Annotated in this window: 18 protein-coding genes; 12 read left to right on the top strand and 6 right to left on the bottom strand. The window is 70.2% G+C overall.

What is annotated here, in order from left to right; translation table 11 throughout:
• Positions 1–233 precede the first annotated feature (233 nt).
• The 5 genes from H305_RS0123855 to crcB all read left to right on the top strand — a co-directional run bounded on the left by H305_RS0123855 (position 234) and on the right by crcB (position 4,153).
• A complete protein-coding gene (locus H305_RS0123855; protein WP_078629214.1) occupies positions 234–1,301 on the top strand; it encodes a MerR family transcriptional regulator in 1,068 nt (355 codons plus the stop codon).
• A 656-nt stretch (positions 1,302–1,957) separates the two neighbouring features.
• On the top strand, positions 1,958–2,530 hold the full coding sequence (locus H305_RS0123845) for a DUF6529 family protein (protein WP_199791448.1): 573 nt from the start codon (positions 1,958–1,960) through the stop codon (positions 2,528–2,530).
• Between the two features lie 413 nt (positions 2,531–2,943).
• Positions 2,944–3,432: a fluoride efflux transporter FluC gene (locus tag H305_RS0123840; RefSeq protein WP_107440085.1), complete on the top strand. Its 489-nt coding sequence runs from the start codon at positions 2,944–2,946 to the stop codon at positions 3,430–3,432.
• Entirely contained in the window at positions 3,432–3,782 is a 351-nt protein-coding gene (locus H305_RS0123835; RefSeq protein ID WP_028802609.1) for a DUF190 domain-containing protein, read from the top strand. The genes H305_RS0123840 and H305_RS0123835 overlap by 1 nt, the downstream gene beginning before the upstream one ends.
• Positions 3,779–4,153 carry a fluoride efflux transporter CrcB gene (gene crcB / locus H305_RS0123830; protein WP_028802608.1) on the top strand — a complete coding sequence of 125 codons (375 nt, stop codon included), beginning with the start codon at positions 3,779–3,781 and terminating at the stop codon, positions 4,151–4,153. The genes H305_RS0123835 and crcB overlap by 4 nt, the downstream gene beginning before the upstream one ends.
• A 68-nt stretch (positions 4,154–4,221) precedes the next feature.
• Here crcB and H305_RS0123825 read toward each other — a convergent pair whose 3' ends face one another.
• Complete coding sequence (locus tag H305_RS0123825; RefSeq protein WP_028802607.1) at positions 4,222–4,575, bottom strand: DUF190 domain-containing protein; 354 nt, start codon at positions 4,573–4,575, stop codon at positions 4,222–4,224.
• Between the two features lie 509 nt (positions 4,576–5,084).
• On the opposite strand from H305_RS0123825, the gene H305_RS0123820 reads away from it, so the two are divergent.
• Positions 5,085–6,692 (top strand): MFS transporter, encoded by a 1,608-nt coding sequence (locus H305_RS0123820; RefSeq protein ID WP_028802606.1) that lies wholly within the window; start codon positions 5,085–5,087, stop codon positions 6,690–6,692.
• A 292-nt stretch (positions 6,693–6,984) separates the two neighbouring features.
• Here H305_RS0123820 and H305_RS0123815 read toward each other — a convergent pair whose 3' ends face one another.
• The 4 genes from H305_RS0123815 to H305_RS0123800 form a co-directional block, all read right to left on the bottom strand.
• Positions 6,985–7,473: a gluconokinase gene (locus H305_RS0123815; RefSeq protein ID WP_037765133.1), complete on the bottom strand. Its 489-nt coding sequence runs from the start codon at positions 7,471–7,473 to the stop codon at positions 6,985–6,987.
• Between the two features lie 293 nt (positions 7,474–7,766).
• The gene (locus tag H305_RS0123810) at positions 7,767–8,987 is read right to left on the bottom strand and encodes a cytochrome P450 (RefSeq protein WP_028802604.1); all 1,221 of its coding nucleotides are present in this window, start codon (positions 8,985–8,987) and stop codon (positions 7,767–7,769) included.
• A gap of 8 nt (positions 8,988–8,995) precedes the next feature.
• Positions 8,996–10,390 carry an NAD(P)/FAD-dependent oxidoreductase gene (locus tag H305_RS0123805; protein ID WP_028802603.1) on the bottom strand — a complete coding sequence of 465 codons (1,395 nt, stop codon included), beginning with the start codon at positions 10,388–10,390 and terminating at the stop codon, positions 8,996–8,998.
• The gene (locus H305_RS0123800; protein WP_078629211.1) at positions 10,387–10,614 is read right to left on the bottom strand and encodes a ferredoxin; all 228 of its coding nucleotides are present in this window, start codon (positions 10,612–10,614) and stop codon (positions 10,387–10,389) included. The genes H305_RS0123805 and H305_RS0123800 overlap by 4 nt, the downstream gene beginning before the upstream one ends.
• 398 nt (positions 10,615–11,012) lie before the next feature.
• Between H305_RS0123800 and H305_RS0123795 the strand changes: the two genes are divergently transcribed.
• A complete protein-coding gene (locus H305_RS0123795) occupies positions 11,013–11,750 on the top strand; it encodes a GAP family protein (RefSeq protein ID WP_234021012.1) in 738 nt (245 codons plus the stop codon).
• Between the two features lie 256 nt (positions 11,751–12,006).
• Positions 12,007–12,579 (top strand): hypothetical protein, encoded by a 573-nt coding sequence (locus H305_RS0123790; protein WP_028802600.1) that lies wholly within the window; start codon positions 12,007–12,009, stop codon positions 12,577–12,579.
• 76 nt (positions 12,580–12,655) lie between these two features.
• Here H305_RS0123790 and H305_RS0123785 read toward each other — a convergent pair whose 3' ends face one another.
• Entirely contained in the window at positions 12,656–13,351 is a 696-nt protein-coding gene (locus H305_RS0123785) for a DUF899 domain-containing protein (protein WP_028802599.1), read from the bottom strand.
• Between the two features lie 546 nt (positions 13,352–13,897).
• Between H305_RS0123785 and H305_RS54980 the strand changes: the two genes are divergently transcribed.
• From H305_RS54980 to H305_RS0123760, 4 genes are all read left to right on the top strand, one after another.
• Complete coding sequence (locus H305_RS54980; protein WP_063611354.1) at positions 13,898–16,444, top strand: amino acid permease; 2,547 nt, start codon at positions 13,898–13,900, stop codon at positions 16,442–16,444.
• A gap of 161 nt (positions 16,445–16,605) precedes the next feature.
• Entirely contained in the window at positions 16,606–17,016 is a 411-nt protein-coding gene (locus H305_RS0123770) for an STAS domain-containing protein (protein WP_051370900.1), read from the top strand.
• A 103-nt stretch (positions 17,017–17,119) separates the two neighbouring features.
• The gene (locus H305_RS0123765; RefSeq protein ID WP_028802597.1) at positions 17,120–17,884 is read left to right on the top strand and encodes an SDR family oxidoreductase; all 765 of its coding nucleotides are present in this window, start codon (positions 17,120–17,122) and stop codon (positions 17,882–17,884) included.
• Positions 17,885–18,054: 170 nt separating this feature from the next.
• Positions 18,055–19,053, top strand: coding sequence for a polyphosphate kinase 2 family protein (locus H305_RS0123760; protein ID WP_028802596.1), 999 nt, complete (start codon positions 18,055–18,057; stop codon positions 19,051–19,053).
• The last annotated feature ends 49 nt before the right edge of the window (positions 19,054–19,102 follow it).

Raw genomic sequence — 19,102 nt, 5'->3', positions numbered from 1 at the left:
CCAGCGCACCGACGGGGCTTGGCGTCACACACGTTTGGAACGGTGGTCGCCTGGGTTGTTTCGGACACGCCCGCAGTACCGACTGTGGACGGGGGACAGCTTCCTCTGCCGGCAGTCTCGCCTCAGTGCCGTCGAGCCGCAGTACCTGCCTTGCGCTGTCGCCAGATCCGTTCCCGGGCCGGGTTGACCCTCGACCTTGTGCAGGGCCCAGAGTGCTGGGTGTGGAGAGCGACATGCACAGCATTGGCGAGATGGCCCGCGACAGCGGTCTGGGCGTGAGTGCCCTGCGTTTCTACGACCGTGCCGGTGTGCTGGTCCCGGCCTGGGTGGATCCGGTGAGCGGTTACCGCTGGTACGAACCCGAGCAGCTCGAAGAGGCCCGGCTGCTGGCCCGCTTGCGCCGGGCCGGAATGCCACTGCCGGACATCAGGCTGGTGCTGGCCGGCTGGTCCGGCGCGGACACCGACCTGGTCCGAAAACTGCTCGAGGCGCACCTGTGCCGTCTCGAACGGGGACTGTCCGATGCCCGCAACGAGTTCTCCGCGCTCCGAGCACTACTCGACCATCGGGAGAATGCCATGACTTCGCTCCGCATCACCACCGTCCGGCTGTCCAGCGCCGCACCCGAGCTGGCAGCCGCGCTGGACGCGGTCCGTTTCGCGGCGAGTACCGACCCTGAACTGCCGATGCTCGGCGGGGTCCTTTTCGACATCGAGGGCGGGAGACTCCACGTCGTGGCTACTGACCGGTACCGAATGGCTGTCGCGCAGGCCGATATCGCCGGGCACGACGGGAGTCGAGTGCAGGTCGTCGTGCCCACCCCGCTCGCCGACGCGATGCGGGCGCTGTTGGACAGCGAGGGACCCGTGCGGCTGTCTGTCGACGGTGACCGCGTGACGCTGGAGGCGGGGGACAGGCTGGCCGCCGGTCAGTGCCTCGACCACGGCTTCCCCGACTACCGTCGTCTCCTCCCGCAGGCCGCGGGGCGCCGCGCCGTCGTCGAGGTGGCGGCCTTCCGGGAAGCCCTGGAGACCGGTCCTGTCCGTTCGGGAGAGGCCGGAGCGCCCGACCTCAGCGTGCTCAGGGTGGAGGACGGCGGCACGGCGACCCTTTGCGCAGACGGTGACGCGGACTCGAACCGCGTCGCCGTCAACCGTGAGTTCCTGCTGGAAGCGCTGGCCGCCGGAGCCCGGGACCGACTGATTCTCGAGCTCGACACCCCCGCAGCGCCGATCGCGATCCGCCGGCCCGACGACGAGGGCGCCTTCTCGATCCTGATGCCGGTCCGCCTGGAGGACTGACGGCCCACTCACCCTGATCCGGCTCGCCCGGACCAAGCGGACACAGCCGGCTCAGGGCTCAGGGTGCAGGCGAACCCATTGAGGGCGACAGACGCACCATCGTCGACCGAACGAACCCGCGCCATGGTGCCCGGGCCGCCCATGGAAGACGTCACGGCCGCTGGGCAGGGCCCGGCGGCACGAGACGAGCACCCGACCGGCCGGGCCCTCGACGACTCGACGTCACCCTGCCGAGCCGAAGTCAGGTGAACGGGGACCTCACCGATGGAGCAGCGACCGCCCAGGCAGACCAGTTGGAGTGGACAGGCCCCGAGCACCCGGGGCCAACTGGGAGAAGAGGTCCGCCGGGGTCGTTTCCCGCGGCTGCACGGATGCGCCGTCAGACACCATGGAGCGCTCATGAAAGGAACGCTGTGGCGCCGGACGCGCCGGCTTCCTCACCGTCGGTGTCACCGGCCGGCGTGTCACCCGCGAAGCGGTGCTGCGGATGCCCGGCGCGGGTCCCGCCGCCGCTCACCTCCGGCACGCCCAAGGCGACCCCGTTCGTGGGGAGCGGCCTGATCAGCACCTCGAAAACACTCCGACGGCATCACTCAAGTGCTGGTACGTCGTCAACGCATCCGGCAGCAAGGCCGAACCCGATCGATTGGGGACTGATGACCGGGCACACGGGCGAGCAGAAGCGGCGCCCCGCACGAACGGTGGCGGGCTTCTCGATCGCGTTGCTGCCGGTCGCGGTCGCGGTGGGGGTGTATGTGTTCGGCCGCGTGCACACACCCGACTACACCAGGGGCCTGTTCGGGCAGCACGGCGTCGGCGTCATCGATCTCAAGGCGCGCCTGGGCAGTGCTCTGATGGCACTCGCGGTCGTCCAACTGCTGCTCGGACTGTGGATGTACCGGCGGCTACCCGGAGCGGGCGCCGCGCCGCACCGGGTGCAGCCCACCCACCGGCTCATCGGCCTTCTCGCCTTTCTGCTGTCGCTGCCCATCGCCTACCAGTGCATCACCGCCTACGGAGTCGAGTTCACCAGCAGCCGAGTGGCGGTGCACTCCATCGCCGGATGCGTCCTGTACGGCGTGTTCGTCGCCAAGGTGCTGGTGGTACGCAGCCGCCGACTGCCCGGTTGGGCCCTTCCGGCCGCCGGCGGCGCCTTGGTCATCGCCATCGCACTGCTGTGGTACACAGCCGCCCTGTGGTTCTTCGTCGGCTCCGCCCCCGGCTTCTGACCGTGCTGCCATCGAGGCCCGCCATGGCCTGCACGCAGCCCCGTCGGCAGGCACACCATGCGCCTGATCGCCTGCTTCAGGGCCACCGACCCCCCGCGGGGGCGTAGGCAGAAGGGCCGGTTCGGGACCGTCTACGCGCGGAGGTGAGTGCGGGAGCCCGTGGGTCAGGCGGTGCCGGTCAAGAGCACCCGTTCTCGTGACGGTGAAAGCAGCAACGCCGAACACCACCGCGACCACGGCGAAGGACGCCGGACGGGACGGGAGTGAGCCACGAGTCTGGTGCTGTCCGGGTCAAGGCTTAGGGTTGGTGGGTAGAGGAAGCGGCCTGTCAGGGACCTTCGATCAGCTCCGAACGGCCGCACCGGGTGCTCATCCCGAGCCGGGGGTCCTGCGGCTCGTGAGGGCGAGGCAACGTGAGTGATGGGCCTGCGCAGCGCTCACCGGCCACCGCGGTCCCGGAGAGTTCCGCGGCGGGACGGGCGCGTGTGCGTCGGGAGGCCCGCCGTACGCATCTGCAGACCCTTTCGGTCATTGCTGTGGGCGGTGCCCTGGGTTCTTGTGCCCGCTACGGAGCAGCGGTGATCTGGCCCACGGGGAAGGCGGCGTTCCCCTGGACGACCATGGGCGTCAATGCGGTCGGGTGCTTCATCATCGGCGTGTTCCTGGTGATGATCACGGAAGCCTTCACCGGGCACCCGTTGCTGCGGCCGTTCTTCGGGACCGGAGTTCTGGGAGGCTTCACGACCTTCTCCACGTACTGCGTCGACATCGAACGTCTGGTGCGAGCGGAGAGGGCCGGCCTCGCCCTGACGTACCTGGCGGCGACCGTGGTCATCGCACTGGCCGCGGCGAAAATCGGCATGGTCTCCACCAGACGAATCCTCGCGACGAGAGGACTGTGATCATGCGACTCCAAGGACACGCACTGCGCCTGACCATCATCGTGGACGACACGGACACCTGGCACCACAAGCCCCTGTTCACGGAGATCGTGCACCGGGCTCATGCCTTCGGCCTGGCCGGTGCGACGGTTCTGCGAGGTGTGGAGGGGTTCGGAGCGACATCGGTCGTGCACACCACACGGCTGCTGTCCATGGCCGACGACCTGCCGACGGCCGTCATCATCATCGATGAAGAGGACCGCATCCGAGCCTTCCTGTCCCAGCTCGAAGAACTGCCCATCAACGGCCTCGTCACCGTCCAGCCGGTCGAGGTGGTCCACTACAAGGGCCGGGAGGCTGCGGCCACATGAGGTTCTTGCTCGTCATTCTCGGAGGGGCGATCGGCGCCCCCATGCGGTATCTGATCGACCGGAGCGTCCAGGCACGTCATGAAACCACGTTCCCTTGGGGCACGTTCGGAGCCAATGTCACCGGATCGATGATCCTGGGGACGCTGACCGGAGCGACGCTCGCCGGAGCCGCCTCGCAGAACGTCCAGCTTTTCCTGGGCACGGGCCTGTGCGGGGCCCTGACCACCTACTCGACGTTCTCCTACGAAACGCTCAGCCTCGCCGAGGCCGGAGCGCGCTTTCTCGCCGCGGTCAACGTAGTGGCCTCGATCGTGGCAGGGTTGGGCGCCGTGTTCATCGGCCTGACCTTCGCGCAGGCAGCTTTCGGCTAGGCCGACGCCCCGGGGTCGGCCCACGATCCGCACCCGCCCCTTCAGGCGTCTGCCGGCAACCGGCCCCCTCAGACTTGTGCGGGGACGGAATCCCGGTCGGCGCACCGCATGATCCCGACCCTTTCGACGATCACGAGCCCTTCGTCGATCAGCTCGCGCAGCGTCGGAAGGAATCGGCGTACTCGTTCCTCCTCGTCGACGATGACGATCACCAACGGCAGGTCCTGCTCGAGCGACAGCAGCCGAGGGGCATGCATGACCGATGAGGCTCCGAAGCCCTCGACGCCACGGAACGCCGTCGCGCCGGCCAACCCCGCCTCATGGGCGCGATGCACGATCTCCGCGAACAGTGGCCGGTGATGCCAGGTGTCGCACTCCTCTACGAAGATCGTCACCTGCAGGGCCGATTCCATAGGCATCATGACGTCCTCCTGGCCATCACCCAGGCGCCTTGCGCTGCGCGCGCCGGGCCCAGCGGCAACCGTCGTGTCCCGGGCCTCACCGAGCCCCCCGGAGAACCGGCCTCTACGCTCACCCAGACGGCCGAACAACGTGAGCTGCAGTTGGGGCCTTCCATTCCGTAGCCCTCCTACTCGCGCGGGCCGACAGACAGGCCGAGATCACTTCACGAGTAGGGACTGTTGGTGGCACCGAATGCCACGGTTGGGGTACGGCGAGCCCCACCGCCGCGTAGCCGCCGTCAGAAGGACGACTTCGGCTACATGACCAAGATATCGCTAATCGGCGCCCTATGGAACGAATCGGGCCGGCGGGGGCATGAAGCCACGCCATCGCCCGTTTCGCCCAGTGAGAGAGGCGGTGGAGGGGAGGGCTGGATAGCTTCTGGTGAAGGGGGTCGCGAGGGTTCGGGACGGGCGGTGACCAGCATGCTGTACGACGTGGCAGCCGCGGTCGCACCGGGTGGACGTCCATGACGACCCCGAACCCGCCCGCCGCGGCGTCGGCCGGCCCGAAGCACGCGTCGCTCGTTCTGGTCGCGCTGATCCTGGCCGCCGCGGTCGCGAACCTGAACCTGGCGGTCGCCAACGTGGCCCTGCCGACGATCGGGCGCGCTTTCAACGCGTCCCAGGCCGAACTGAACCTGATCGCGGTCGGTTACAGCCTGGGCCTGGCCGCGTCGGTGCTGTATCTCGGGGCCCTGGGTGATCGGCACGGCCGAAAGCTCATGCTGCTGGCGGGCTCGGCGCTGTCGCTGCCCTTCTCGTTCCTCGCCGCGTACGCGCCGAGCGCCGAGGTGCTCGTCGCCGCCCGGATCCTCGGCGGAGTGGCGGGCGGCATGTGCTACCCGACCACCCTGGCCTTGATCACGGCACTGTGGAGCGGCTCGGCCCGGACCCGGTCGATCGCCCTGTGGTCGGCGATCGGAGCGGCCTTTGCGTCGCTCGGTCCGCTGGCGTCGGGAATCCTGCTGCGGAACTTCTGGTGGGGGTCGGTGTTCCTGGTCACGGTGCCGATCGCGGTGGCGGCTCTGGCGATGGCGTGGCGCCACGTACCCGCGCACGTGAACGAGGCGACCGCCCCCGTCGACAACCTGGGCGGCGTGTTCTCGATCGTGCTGGTGGGCGCGCTGATCCTGGGCATCAATTTCGCCGTCGTGCCGAATGCCGGCACCGTCCTGCTGACCCTTGCCATCGTCACGGTGGCCGCGCTGGCGGCGTTCGTCATCCGCCAGCGCAGGGCCGCGAACCCGCTGTACAACCTGCGCGTGGCGGCCCGGCCGACGTTCTGGGTGGCCGCGGTCGCCGGAATCATCGTCTTCGGCTCGCTCATGGGCGCGATGTTCGTCGGCCAGCAGTTCCTGCAGAACGTGCTGGGGTACTCCACGGTGGCGGCGGGGGCGGCCATCCTGCCGACGGCGGTGCTCATGGTGGTGGTTGCGCCCCGGTCGGCCAAGCTGGTCGACTCGATCGGGTCCCGCCGGACGCTGCTGCTGGGCTATGTGTTCGTGCTGCTGGCCTTTGTCACGATGCTGCTGCTGTGGAAGCAGGGCACGCCGTACTGGATTGTCGCCCTGGGCTACGCCTTCGTGGGGGTCGGCGTCGGTTTCGCGCAGACACCGGCCGCGCATGCCCTGACCGGTTCCGTGCCGCCCACCCGGGTCGGCATGGCCTCCGGAACCGCGGATCTGCAGCGGGATCTGGGGGGCGCGCTGATGCAGTCGGTCTTCGGCGCCCTGCTCACCGCCGGTTATGCGCGGGAGATGACCGATCTGATCGGCGCGTCGGCACAGGCGTCGAAAGTGACCAATGGCACGCAGACGGAACTGACGAAGTCCTTTTCCAGCGCGGCGGACACCGCCTCGCGGTATCCGCAGTACGCCTCTCAGATCGACTCGGCCGCCAAGACGGCGTTCCTGAACGGGGATCAATGGGCCTACACGGCGGGCATTGCCGCGACGGTGGTCGGTGCTCTCGTCGTCGTCGTCTTCTTCCCCGGCAAGGAACGCGAGGCCGCGTGCCTTGCCGAATACCACGCGGAGGACCTCGGGCCCGCCGCCACCACGGGTCCCGCCCGATAGCCCGCCACGAGCTTCCCGGCAGTCGACCGACGCTCGCGCCGGGCTTCCCGCTGCTTGAGCAACTCGGCGATTTCCCCCGGGCGTTCACCCACCTCTCCCTCCTCATGGCCGCCCCGACGCTCACCACGCGCTGGGCCCGCTCCGGCACTGAACGCGGGATCTCCGGATCCCGTGGTCGTCCGCCGGTCGCTGCCCTCGACCTCGCCGCTGTTCGGCCCGCTCGGCCCGCTCGGTCTGTTCGGTCTGTTCGGTCTGCTCGCCGGTGAGCCGCGGCCACGAGAACGAGCGCGAACTACGGCTCCCGCTCAGCCACCGCGTGCAGCGCCGCCGCCAGAACCTGCTCCCGGTCGCCGGAAGCGTCGACGGTGAGGCCCGGCTCGTCGGCCTCGAGCGGATCCAGAATGTCGTACTGGGAGTCGAGCAGCCGCGGAGGCATGAAGTGTCCCCTGCGACGGGCGATCCGCTCCGCGGCCACCGCTCGGTCCAGAGCCAGGTGGACGAAGCACAGGTCCGCGCCCGTCCGCCGGAACCGGTCCCGGTACTCGCGTTTGAGCGCGGAACACGTGGCGACGCCCCCGTGTCCGCCTGCCGCCGTCGCTCGAATCCACTCCGTGAAGGAGACCAGCCACGGCTCGCGATCGGCGTCGTCGAGGGGGTGCCCGGCAGCCATCTTGGCGCGGTTGGCCGGGGGATGGAGGTCGTCGCCGTCCAGGAACGGCACGTCGAGCCGTTGCGCGAGGCGTGGGCCGACGGTGGACTTGCCGGACGCCGACACACCCATCACGATCACCACGCGTGAACCACCGACCACACTGGTCAACGAGCCTCCCTGAAGCGACGGCGGAAGACTGGAGCCACATCCACTATCACCCGTCATTCCAGGACGTGCTCCATGAGCCGGCCCTCCGCGGAGCGCGTCCCGCTCGCTCTGCCCCTCACCCGCGGCAGACCGTCGCGCGGGAACGGCCCACCGCCCGGAGTCGGCAACCACGGCCTCACAGCAGGACCCTCCCGGCCTGATGGTGGAGAACGCCAGGCCGGGAGTGGCCCGTCGGCGCGTCTTCGGCTGTCGCGTCAGCCGGCGCCCTGCTCGACGTGCAGATGGATCGGACCGCGAAGAACCGGGCTGCGCCGGTACGGCGGTGGATCGGCGACCAGCCGGGGCCGGTCGAGCCGGCGTACCAGCTCGGTCAGCGCGATATGGGTCTCCCGCCGGGCGAGCGGGCCGCCGAAGCACAGGTGGATACCGCTGCCGAAGCCGAGATGCTGGTTGTCCCGCCGGTCGGGGTCGAAGCGGTCGGGATCGTGGAAACGGTCCGGATCGCGGCTGCCCGAGGCCAGCATGAGCATGATCTGCGAGCCCTGGGGGATGACGGTGTCGGCGACGGTGATGTCGCTGTACGCCGCCCGCCACGGAATGATGTGCACGGGAGGCTCGTAGCGCAGGAGTTCCTCGACCAGCGGGACGACGAGGTCCGGGTCGTCACGCAGACGCTGGAGCACCTCCGGGTGGCGCAGCAGCGTCAGCATGCCGTTGGTGATGAGGTTGACGGTGGTCTCGTGGCCGGCGATCAGCAGCAGGTTCGCGGTGGCGACGATCTCCTCGTCGGTCATCCGCCCGTCCGGCCCGTCGTCGTTGGCGAGCCGCGTCAACAGGTCCTCGCCCGTCCGGCCGTGGCGTTGCTCCAGCAGTCCGCCGAGGTACTGGCGCAGGTCCTTGCGGGCCTGCAGCCCCTTTTCCAGTTTCTCCTCGGGGTCGGTCTTGGGGTCGTAGTCGATCGAGTTGATGAGGTCGTTCACCCACACGTGGAAACGCGCCTCGTCCTCGCGCGGCACGCCGAGCAGGTGGCAGATCACCGTGACAGGGAACGGGTAGGCGAAGTCGTCGACGATGTCGATCCGCTCCTTGCCCGCGAAGTCGTCGATCAGACTGCTCACAGTCGCCGTCAGGGCGGGCTCCAAGCCGGTCACCAGCCCGGGCGTGTGCGGCGGGCCGAAATGCCGCATCGCCATGCGCCGCAGTCGATCGTGCTCGGGCGGGTCCATGTTGATGAACGCCGGCGTGGCGTCCGACTGGACCGAGGGCATCGGATGCGCCAGATTGCGGACGTCGGAGCTCAGGTGCGGGTCGTGCAGCAGTTCGGTGAGCTCGCGGTAGGTGCTGACGACGTAGCTGCCGTCCTCCTGCCGGGCCACCGGCGTCCTGCGCAGCTCGGCGTACAGCGGGTACGGGTCGGCCCGGGAGGAGTAGTCGAGGATCCGGCGCAGCGTGCCGGGCATCTGGGTCGTGGTCATCTTCCCTCCTACCGATGGTGCTGACGCAGAGACGTGACGCGCCGCTCGCTCGGGGCGTTGCCGGTGACGACCACCGTGGCTCCCTGGGCGATCAGGGCGGGTCCGGGGAAGTCGACGGGCACCGGTTTGGAGTCGACGGGCTGGTCGGGCGTGGGACAGGGCGGCGGGAAGGGCGCGGCCGTCTCGATCAGCTGCCGGTAGTGGTCGAGCCACTTCGCGTTGTTGAAGCTCACCGCCGCGGTGACGCGGCCCTGGTAGCCGTACGCGGCGACGAACCGGCGGTCGGACACCGACCCCTGGGTGACGACGACCTCGTCGGCGAAGGTCGGCACGCCGACGGATTTGATGTTGGCGCCGAACTGGATCGACCAGAACAACGGGATGGACAGGTGGGGCCAGCGGTCCGCCTGGGCGCTGACCATGTTGTGCGCCGCGACCTCGGCCTGCTCCACGGCGTTGGCCCAGTGCTCCAGCGAGATCAGCCGGTACTCGTAGATCGGGTTCGGGCAGCGTGCCACGTCTCCGGCGACGAAGACGTCGTCGGTGATCAGGCCGTTGATGTCGAGGGCGCGGCAGCCCGTGTCGCAGGCGATTCCCCAGACACCTGCCGCCAGTCCCGAGTCCCGGAGCCAGTCCGTGTTGCGGATGCCCCCGAGTGCCACCACCGCGACGTCGGCGTCGATCGTGCTGCCGTCGTCGAAGTGGGCGCGTCGGAGATGCCCCTGCGCGTCGCCCTCCAGCCGGGTGACCTTGACGCCGCAGCGCAGGTCGACGCCGTGAGCGCGCTGCATGTCCGCCGCGACCTCACCGATCATGGCGCCGAGCGCCCCGACCAGTGGGGCCGGCGCGAGTTCGGCGACGGTCACCGGGATGTCGCGCTCGCGGCAGATGGAGGCGATCTCGGAGCCGGTGAATCCCGCCCCGATGACCAGGACGCGGGAGGGTCCGGCGGCTAGGGCTCGCTGCAGACCCTCGGCGTGCTCGCGCGTACGCACGACGAACACTCCGTCCAGGGCCGCCTCGCTCTCGACGAACCAGGGCCGGGCCCGTACCCCCGTGGAGATCAGCACCCGGTCGAAGGGAACCTCGCGTCCGTCGGCGAGACGTACGACGTTGCTCGCCATGTCCAGCCCGGCGGCGGGCACGCCCAGCAGCCACTCCGCATTGATGTCACGACGGCGCGGCAGCGTGGTGCTCCCGGCCGGCACCCATCCGGTCAGCACCTGCTTGGACAGGGGAGGCCGGTCGTAGGGCTCGCCCAACTCGTCACCGATCATGGTCAGCGAACCGGTGAAGCCCTCGGCGCGCAGAGCCTCCGCGGCCCGCAGCCCCGCCAGCGAGGCTCCGACGATCACGATGCGGCCATCGCGCTTGAACGCTCGCAGGGTGTCGGCGCTGGTCATGACGCCGACGCCTCCACCGGTGCCTTTCGCCCCTCCAGCTGGTCGACCAGAATCGCCTGGACCGGGCAGGCCGCCGCGGCGCGCAGCACCTGCTCGCGCCGGGCGTCGTCGGGGCTCGGGTCGTACATCAGCGCTTCCTCGCCGTGCATCCGGAACGCGTCCGGAGCCAGGAAGGCGCACTGCGCATAACCTTCACATCGGGAAAGATCAACGACAATTCTCATCCCGGCCTCCACGGGCACTGCAAACTGCGGACCCTGAAGCCGGTGCCACTGCGGCACGCCCTGCGCGGGACATGCTCGGGGGAGGAAGTCGGTCGTTGCTCAGCCCTGCGGAGTGCGAGGGGTGCGGACACCGGGTCCGTCGGGTCTCCACAGAAGGAAATTGTTCGCCGCGAACAGAGCGACTGGCATCTGCAGAAGCGACTGGCGTGTTGTAGAACCGCCCAGAGAACCTGACTTGTCGAAAAGCCTATCCCGGGCGCCCATCACCTGCACTTGGGGAACCAGGGCAGCGGTGCGTGTCCGTCCCCCGCATGCCGCGTGCCCCTGCGGCCACGACCGTGGTCGGTGATCCTTTGTAGGTGGTCGGAGCGACCCGGTCGGCGGAGTGCTCCTGCTTCGTGGTGTCCGTCGCGCTGACGGCCGCGATCAGTGCAGTTCTTGGAATGCCGGAGGCACGCATGGGAAACGCACTGGGCGATGTACTGGGCCTGGCGGCAGCTGTCGCCGTCAGTCCGCTTCCGATCGTCGCCATCATCATCGTGCTGGCCACGCCTCAGGGACGCCTGAACGGGTGGGTGTTCGCCATCGGCTGGGTGGTGGGTCTGTCGGCCCTGGGCGCGGTGATGCTGCTGATCGGCGGCAAGGGGGGTGCCGACAGCCACGGGCAACCCGCCGACTGGGTGGGTGTCCTCAAGCTCGTGCTGGGAGTGGCGTTGGCCCTCTTCGCCGTGCGGCTGTGGCGCCGCCGCCCCACCGATGTCACGCAGGCGCAGTTGCCGCAGTGGATGGCCGCGATCGACCGCTTCTCGCCGGTGAAGATCTTCCTCCTCGCCCTCCTGCTGTCGGCGGGGAACCTGAAGAACGCCCCGCTGACCATTGCCGCAGCAGCGTCGATCAGCGCGTCGGGGCTGCCGGTCGGACAGCAGACCGCCGCGTTGGCGATCTTCGTCGTCATCGCTTCCCTCGGACTCCTGGCCCCGCTGGGCGTGTTCCTGGTCATGGGGGATCGGGCGAAGAGCGTGCTGGGCAACTGGAAGGAATGGGCCGCGCGCCACAACGTCGCCATCATGGCGGTCCTGTTCTTCGTGTTCGGGCTGAAACTGCTGGGGAGCGGCATCGACGTGCTGAGTTCCTGACCGCGGGTGCGCGGTGCCGCCCGGTCGGGGGTGCGGAGTGCTCCCGGGGCACGGCGCGACGGCCGCTGTGACGGCGGCGTGTCGCCATGCCCGACCGTCCGCGCCGAGTGGGCGGAGAGGCACGCGTCGGCCGCGGCGCCGCGGGTGAGGGAGCAGCCGGTGGGTTTGTCCGCCGTGGTGCGCCGTCCGCGTGTGCCGAGCGCGACGTGCCGGGGCGTTGGTTGCGCCCCGCGTGGGGGACGGCGACCGTGACCGGGTGATTCTCGTTCCGGGGTGGCTGTGGCAGCGGGGGGCGGTGAGCCGCGCCGTGGCCGCCGGCCTCGCCGCCGGCGTCTTCTTCGGCGCGTTCGTTCTCGTCGAGTCGGGGTCATGGGCGGGCGCCGCGGTGGTCTTCGTGGCGCTGAGCCTGTTCTGCGGGATCCGCACCGCGCGCCGGATGGACCGGATCTGGCCCGCGGCGAAGGAGATGCCGTACGCCGACCGCGTGGCCGTGGTCCGCGCCACCCGGCGCGGCGAGGCCGTCGACGCCCCCCGGCCGGCGCTCTCGGTCGTCGAGTACGCCGGTGCCCTGCGCCGGGCCGCCGAGGACGACCGCCTGCACCGCCCGCTCGTCCTGCTCGTCACCGCGCTCGCGGTCGCCCTCGCCGTGTACGACACCCTGACGGGCGAGACCGGCGAGACGGTCGTCTCGTGGCTGGTGGTCGTGCTCCTGCTGGCCGACCTGATGTGGTGGCCCCGCAGACGGGAGCGCCTGCTGGCCCGTGCCGGCCGGGCGGAGGCATTGGCCCTGCGCATGACGGACAGGGGCTTGGCGCAGGGCGACTCCTGACCACGGGCGGCGATCCGCCTGTCCGGTCGAGCCTCCCTCCCGATGGAGAGGGGACTCGACCGGGTTCGTGATCCGTTCAGTCGCGGCCGGAGCCAGGACCGTAGAGGGCGGCGATGTCCTTCGACGTCACCCATCGGCTGTAGGTGGGCGACTGGGGCCAGCCTTCGGGCGAGTCCTGCCATTCCTCCTGGCGTCCGTACGGCAGGAGGTCGATCAGCCCGAAGGTGTGGCTGAGCTGCTCGGTACCGCGGCCGTTGGTGTGCCAGGTGCGGTAGACGGTGTCGCCGTCGCGCAGGAACACGTTGACCGCGAATCCTCCCTCGGGCGGTGCGCCGACGTCGGCCCCGAACGAGCTGTCGGCGGTCGAGTACCAGGGCATCCGGTTGCCGACCCGCTGCTTGTAGGCGAGCGCCTCGTCGATCGGCCCCTGGGTGACGACGACGAACCGCGCGTCGTAGTTGTCGAGGAATTCCAGGCGGGTGTACTGCGAGGTGAATCCGGTGCAGCCCGGGCACTGCCATTCCTGGCCCGCGGACCACATGTGGTTGTAGACGATCAGTTGCCGCCTGCCGTCGAAGACGTCCGCCAGCCGGACGGCGCCGTCCTCGCCTTCGAGGGTGTAGTCGGGCATCTCGACCATCGGCAGACGGCGACGCTCGGCGGCGATGGCGTCGAGCTCCCGCGTCGCGGCCTTCTCGCGGGCACGCAGTTCCTGGAGCCGGCGCTCCCAGGTCTCGGTGTCGACGACGGGTGGTAGGGCGTGGCTGGTCATGGTCCCCTCACAGAGCTCGTGCGCGACTTTCGCTTGTGCAGAGGTGGACTCCACCGGACTCCGGAACTCATCGGTCGCCGGCCGGCAGAGCGGGGGTGTGCCCGAAACGGGCACACCGGGGGCGCGTCGGCGTTCGGGGGGCGTGCGCCGGGCGCGAACCGGCTTCCGCGATCCGCCGTACGGGCCCGCGGCCGGTCCGTGAGGGCGCGCCGCGACGCGCCGGCTGAACGGCGGAGGAGGTCACGGAACGCGGAGGCCGAGACAGGGGGCGAGGCAAGGGCGACGACAGGGGGCGACGCGAGCCTCACGACAGGGGGCCACGTGAGTCCCGCGGCAGGCTTGTCCGCCAGGCCGTGTGATCTGCCGAGCCCCTTCCGTTCCGGAGGGCTCCGTCCTGTACGGCCCTCCGAAGGCCCCGCTGTTGCGGAGGGCCATGACCCGGCGTTGGAATCAAGTGTGAGGCACTTCGGCGGAGCCGGGTCCCCCGGCCGCCCCGCACCCGGGACGGGGGCCGGCCAAAAAGGGCTCAAGAACGACGCCCTCGGCATGTTCTCCTCGGTGGTCATCGGGCTGGCCTCCACCGCTCCGGCCTACAGTCTCGCCGCGACGCTCGGCCTCATCGTGGCGGCGGTCGGCCTCCAGTCCCCGATCGTCACCATGCTGGCGTTCGTCCCGATGCTGCTGATCGCGTACGCCTTCCGGGAGCTCAACGCGAGCAACGCGGACTGCGGGACCACCTTCACCTGGGCGACCCGCGCCTTCGGCCCCCGCACCGGCTGGATGGGCGGCTGGGGCATCATCGTCGCCAACGTCATCGTGATGGCGAGCCTCGCCGAGATCGCCGGTATCTACAGCTTCCGGCTGGTGGGCCTGGACGGGCTGGCGGAGGACCGGCTGTGGACCACGGTCGCGGGCATCGTCTGGATCGCCGTGATGACCGCGGTCTGCTACATCGGCATCGAGTTCTCGGCGGCCGTCCAGCGCTGGCTGCTGTGCCTCGAAGTGGGGATGCTGGCCGTCTTCGCCGTCGCCGCACTGGTCAGGTCGTACACCGACGCTCCGCCGACGGCGATCCACGTCTCCGCCTCCTGGTTCAACCCCTTCGAGGTGTCATCGGTGAAGGCCCTCACGTCGGGCCTCCTGGCGGGCGTCTTCATCTACTGGGGCTGGGACACCGCGGTCTCGATCAACGAGGAGACCGTCGACAGCACCCGTATCCCCGGACGCGCCGCGGTCACGTCGACCGTACTGCTGCTGATCATGTACGCGCTGGTGACCACCTCCGCGCAGGCCTACGCAGGGGTCGGTTCCTCGGGCATCGGACTGGGCAACTCACGGAACTCGGACGACGTGTTCTCCGCACTCGGCGAGGCCGTCTTCGGGAACGAGGCCGCGGGACTCGTCCTGACGACCCTGCTGGTCCTGATGGTGCTGACCTCGGCACTGGCCTCCACCCAGACCACCATCCTGCCGCTGGCCAGGACCGTCTTCTCCATGGCGGTCCACAAGGCCCTCCCCTCGCGGCTCGCCCGGGTCCACCGCCGGTTCCTCACCCCGACCTGGTCGACCGTCGGCATGGGCGTGGTCTCCATCGCCCTGCTCGTGCTGCTGACCTCCTTCAGCGGGAACGTACTGGCCGACTCGATCGACTCGGTCGGCCTCGCGATCACGTTCCACTACGGGCTGACCGGGTTCGCCTGCCTCTGGTACCACCGCAAGATCCTCACCCGCAGTACCAAGGACTTCGTCTTCAAGGGCGTACTACCGGGACTGGGCGGGCTGATGATGCTCTGTCTGTTCGTCTACGCCACCATCGTCTACGCGGCCCCCGACTACGGCGCGACCAGCGTCGACCTGCCCCTGATCGGGCCGACCGGCGGGGTCACCGTCGTCGGCCTGGGCGCCCTGCTGCTCGGTTTCCTGCTGATGCCGGTGGTCACCCGCGGCCATGCGGTGACCCTCAGACTCCAGCGGACTCTGCTGCCGCGGCGCCTGCCGCGGCACACCGCCCTCGACTCGGTGAGCCGCTACCTGCCCGCCGACAGCGGAAGCGGGGTGGGCGGCGACTGGTACGACGTCATTCCCCTGTCGGGAACCCGCGTCGGCCTGGTCGTGGGGGACGTGCTCGGCCACGGCCTGCGCGCCGCGGCCACCATGGGGCGTCTGCGCACCGGGGTGCGCGTCCTGGCCCGGCTGGACCTGAGCCCGGACGAGCTGCTGTCCCGCCTCGACGACCTGGTCGAGCAGACCGAACACGAGCGGCGCGGCGACGGCCACGGCCGGGGCCACCTGAGGATGCCGGCCGACGCCGCTCTCGGCGTGACGTGTCTGTACGCGGTGTACGACCCCGTCACGGGCAAGTGCAGCCTGGCACGGGCCGGGGAGTCGGTGCTGGCGGTCGTCGAACCGCACAAGGACGTCGTGCACTATCCGGAGCTGCCCCCCGGACCACAGCTGGGGTTCGGCGGCCCGCCCTACCAGAGCAAGGAGCTGGACCTCCCGGCGGGCAGTCTCGTCGCCCTCTTCACGGGTGGCCTCCTGCAGGCGGCCGACAGCCGTGAGGCCGGGCTCGCACAGCTGTCCCAGGCCCTCGCCGACAACACCGCGTCCCTGGACGAGCTGTGCGACCGGGCGGTGACCGCGCTGCTGCCGGGGCCGGTGGACGAGGACGCGACACTGCTCCTGGCCCGTACGCGCCTGCTCGACCGGAGCCAGTTCACCCAGTGGGAGCTGCCCCCGGACCCGGCGGCGGTGGCCACCATCCGCACCGCTGTCGGCAAACAGCTCCGCGACTGGGGGCTGGAGGACCTGACGTTCCCCACCGAGCTCATCGTCAGCGAGCTGGTCACCAACGCCATCCGCTACGTCGGCGGCCCGATCCAGGTGTGCCTGATCCGCGACCGGACCCTGATCTGCGAGGTTTCCGACACCGGCCACACCACCCCCAACCTGCGGCATGCCGCGAGCGACGACGAGGGCGGCCGGGGCCTGTTCATCATCGCGCAGATGACCCACCACTGGGGCACGCGCTACACGCCCACCGGCAAGACGATCTGGACCGAGCAGGACCTGCCGCCGGCGGGTGAGGGGTAGCCCCGCCACGCGTGATCAGCGTTCCCGACTTGCGATCAGCGGCCCCGCGGCTTGGAGTGGAGTAAGCCCTGTCTGCACGCGGCCGCGGGCATTGTGTGCGCCTGTGCCGGGTGCCGCGCCGGGGACCCTGTGCCGTCCGGAGGACGAGAAGAGGGATGGCCATGCGAACGAGCATCATCCGCAGCGAGCGCATGGCCATCAGCTACGACGTGGTCAACGGCTGGACCGTGCTCGAGGTCGACGGCGAGATCGACGTCCACACCTCGCCCGGGATCCGGCAGGCAGTGGTGGAACTGCTCGGTGAGGGCCACCGTCACTTCGTCCTGGACCTGTGCTTCGTGCCGTTCCTGGACTCCGTCGGGCTGGGGACGGTCGTGGCCAGCACGAAGCGCATCCGGGAGCAGGAGGGATCGCTCCGGATCGCCTGCCCCTCCGGCCGGTTGCTCAAGGTCTTCGAGATCAGCGGCCTCCACGACGCCTACGACTTCTACGTCTCGCCGGAGGAGGCGACGGTCGACGCCCCGTCCGCCGACGGTCTCGCGCACTGGCCGCACGGCGAGGCCGGGGCGTGAGCCGTCCGCCGGGAGCGGCGGCGCGGTCGCGGGCGCCGGCCGGCGGACGATCAAGGGAGGGCGCCACCACCATGGGATCCGTTACCGACACCTGGAGGTGCGTATGACGGGCGCCACGGCCGGTGTCACCGGCGCCGACGGACGGCCCGGCCTCGACGGCCGGACCGTCGTCGTGATCGGCGGCAGCTCGGGCATCGGACTGGAGACCGCGCGCCAGGTCCGCGCGGACGGCGGGCAGGTGGTCCTGGTGGGCCGCGACCCCGAACGGCTGCGGCAGGCCGCCGAGGAGCTGGACGCCGTGAGCACGGCGGCGTTCGACGCCGCCGACAGCGATCGCGTGGCGCAGTTCTTCCACGATCTGCCCGGTCCGGTCGACCATGTGATGGTCACGGCCGGCAGCCCTTCGTACGCGCCGCTTGCGGAGCTGGACCTCGACATGGCCCGCCGCGAGTTCGGCGACCGCCTCGCCGTCACGCTCGGGATCGCCCTGCACGGCCGTGACAAGGTCAGAGCCGGAGGCACGCTCGTGTTCATCGGCGGCACCGGCGGCCGGCGTCCCGGCGTCGGCCTGGCCGTCGTCTCCGCGATGACCGCGGCGCTGCCCGCCCTCGTCGCCAACCTGGCGCTCGAACTCGCGCCGATCCGGGTCAACCTCATCGCCGCCGGGTTCGTGGACACCCCCCTGTCGGCCTCGCTCCTGGGCGATCAGCTGGAGGCCCGGCGTGAGGACCTGCGTTCCAGGCTCCCCATCGGACGTGTCGTCGGTCCTGCCGACGTCGCCGCTCTGGCCCTGCACATCATGTGCAACGACGCGCTCACCGGGGCCACGTACGACATCGACGGAGGCCAGCAGCTCCTGCCGCACTGACGGGGCCGCGGTGTCCGGGGCCGGGCCCCGGCATCTTCGCGGGGCACGGCGCGGCGTGAATCACCCACGGTGGGTGAGGCCCCGGCGCCCGGGCCGGGCGGAGGCTGCTGGTGCACGACGAGCGGGCGCTCCAGGGCGCCGCGGGCCGGGCGACGAGAGGGCGTGCGGTGATGGCCGAGGACAGGGCCGAACGCATTGCGGAGTTCATCAGGCCACTGAGGGTCGAGCCCGGTACGAAGGTGCGTCTGGCGAAGGACTTCGACCCCGGGTACAAGGCGGGCATCCGGAAGAAGAAGGACGGCGTCGAACTGCTCCGCGAGGGCGTCGAGTTGCTCGCCGACTACCAGCGGCGGCTGGCAGCCCAGGACACGTACGGGGTGCTCATGTGCCTCCAGGCACTGGACGCCGGCGGCAAGGACGGAACGATCCGCCACGTGATGAGCGGCATCAATCCCCAGGGCGTGCGGGTGGCCGGGTTCAAAGTGCCCTCGGCCGAGGAGCTGGACCACGACTTCCTCTGGCGCTACACCCGCGAGCTGCCCCGGCGCGGGGAGATCGGCATCTTCAACCGGTCCCACTACGAAGAGGTCCTGGTGGTGCGGGTGCACCCCGAGAACCTCGACCGGCAGAGGCTGCCGGAGGCGGCGCGCGGTCCTGGCGTGTGGGAGCGGCGCTACCGCGAGATCAACGACTGGGAGCGTTATCTGTGCGACAACGGCTTCAAGGTCGTGAAGGTGTTCCTGAACCTGTCGAAGGAGGAGCAACGCCTCCGATTCCTCAAACGCATCGACGTGCCCGAGCGGAACTGGAAGTTCTCCCCGGCGGACGTCCGAGAGCGCGCCCGGTGGGACGACTACCAGCGGGCGTTCTCGCAGATGCTGTCCGCCACGAGTACGGAGTGGGCGCCCTGGTACGTCGTGCCCGCCGACCACAAGTGGTTCGCGCGCGTCTGCGCCGCGGCCGTCCTGGCGCACACCCTGATGGACATCGACCCTCAGTACCCGCACGTCAGCGCCCGGACACGCCGGGAGCTGGCCGAGGTGAAACATGAGCTGGAGCGGCAGGCGCCGGAGGGCGAGCCCCGCGATCCGTACGCCGCCGAGGCCGCGCAGCGGGCCCGCAGGGCAAAGGGTGGCGGCAAGCGGAAGCGCGGGGGCGGCAAGGGCTGAGGGGGCGCGCGGCGCGTCGGGGGAGCGACCGCGGGACGGGCGTGACGCC

It is taken from the genome of Streptomyces sp. 142MFCol3.1 (genome assembly GCF_000424945.1).
Lineage (GTDB): Bacteria > Actinomycetota > Actinomycetes > Streptomycetales > Streptomycetaceae > Streptomyces > Streptomyces siamensis.
Note: the sequence above shows the minus strand (reverse complement) of the source record. Positions and strands in the feature narration are given on the sequence as shown.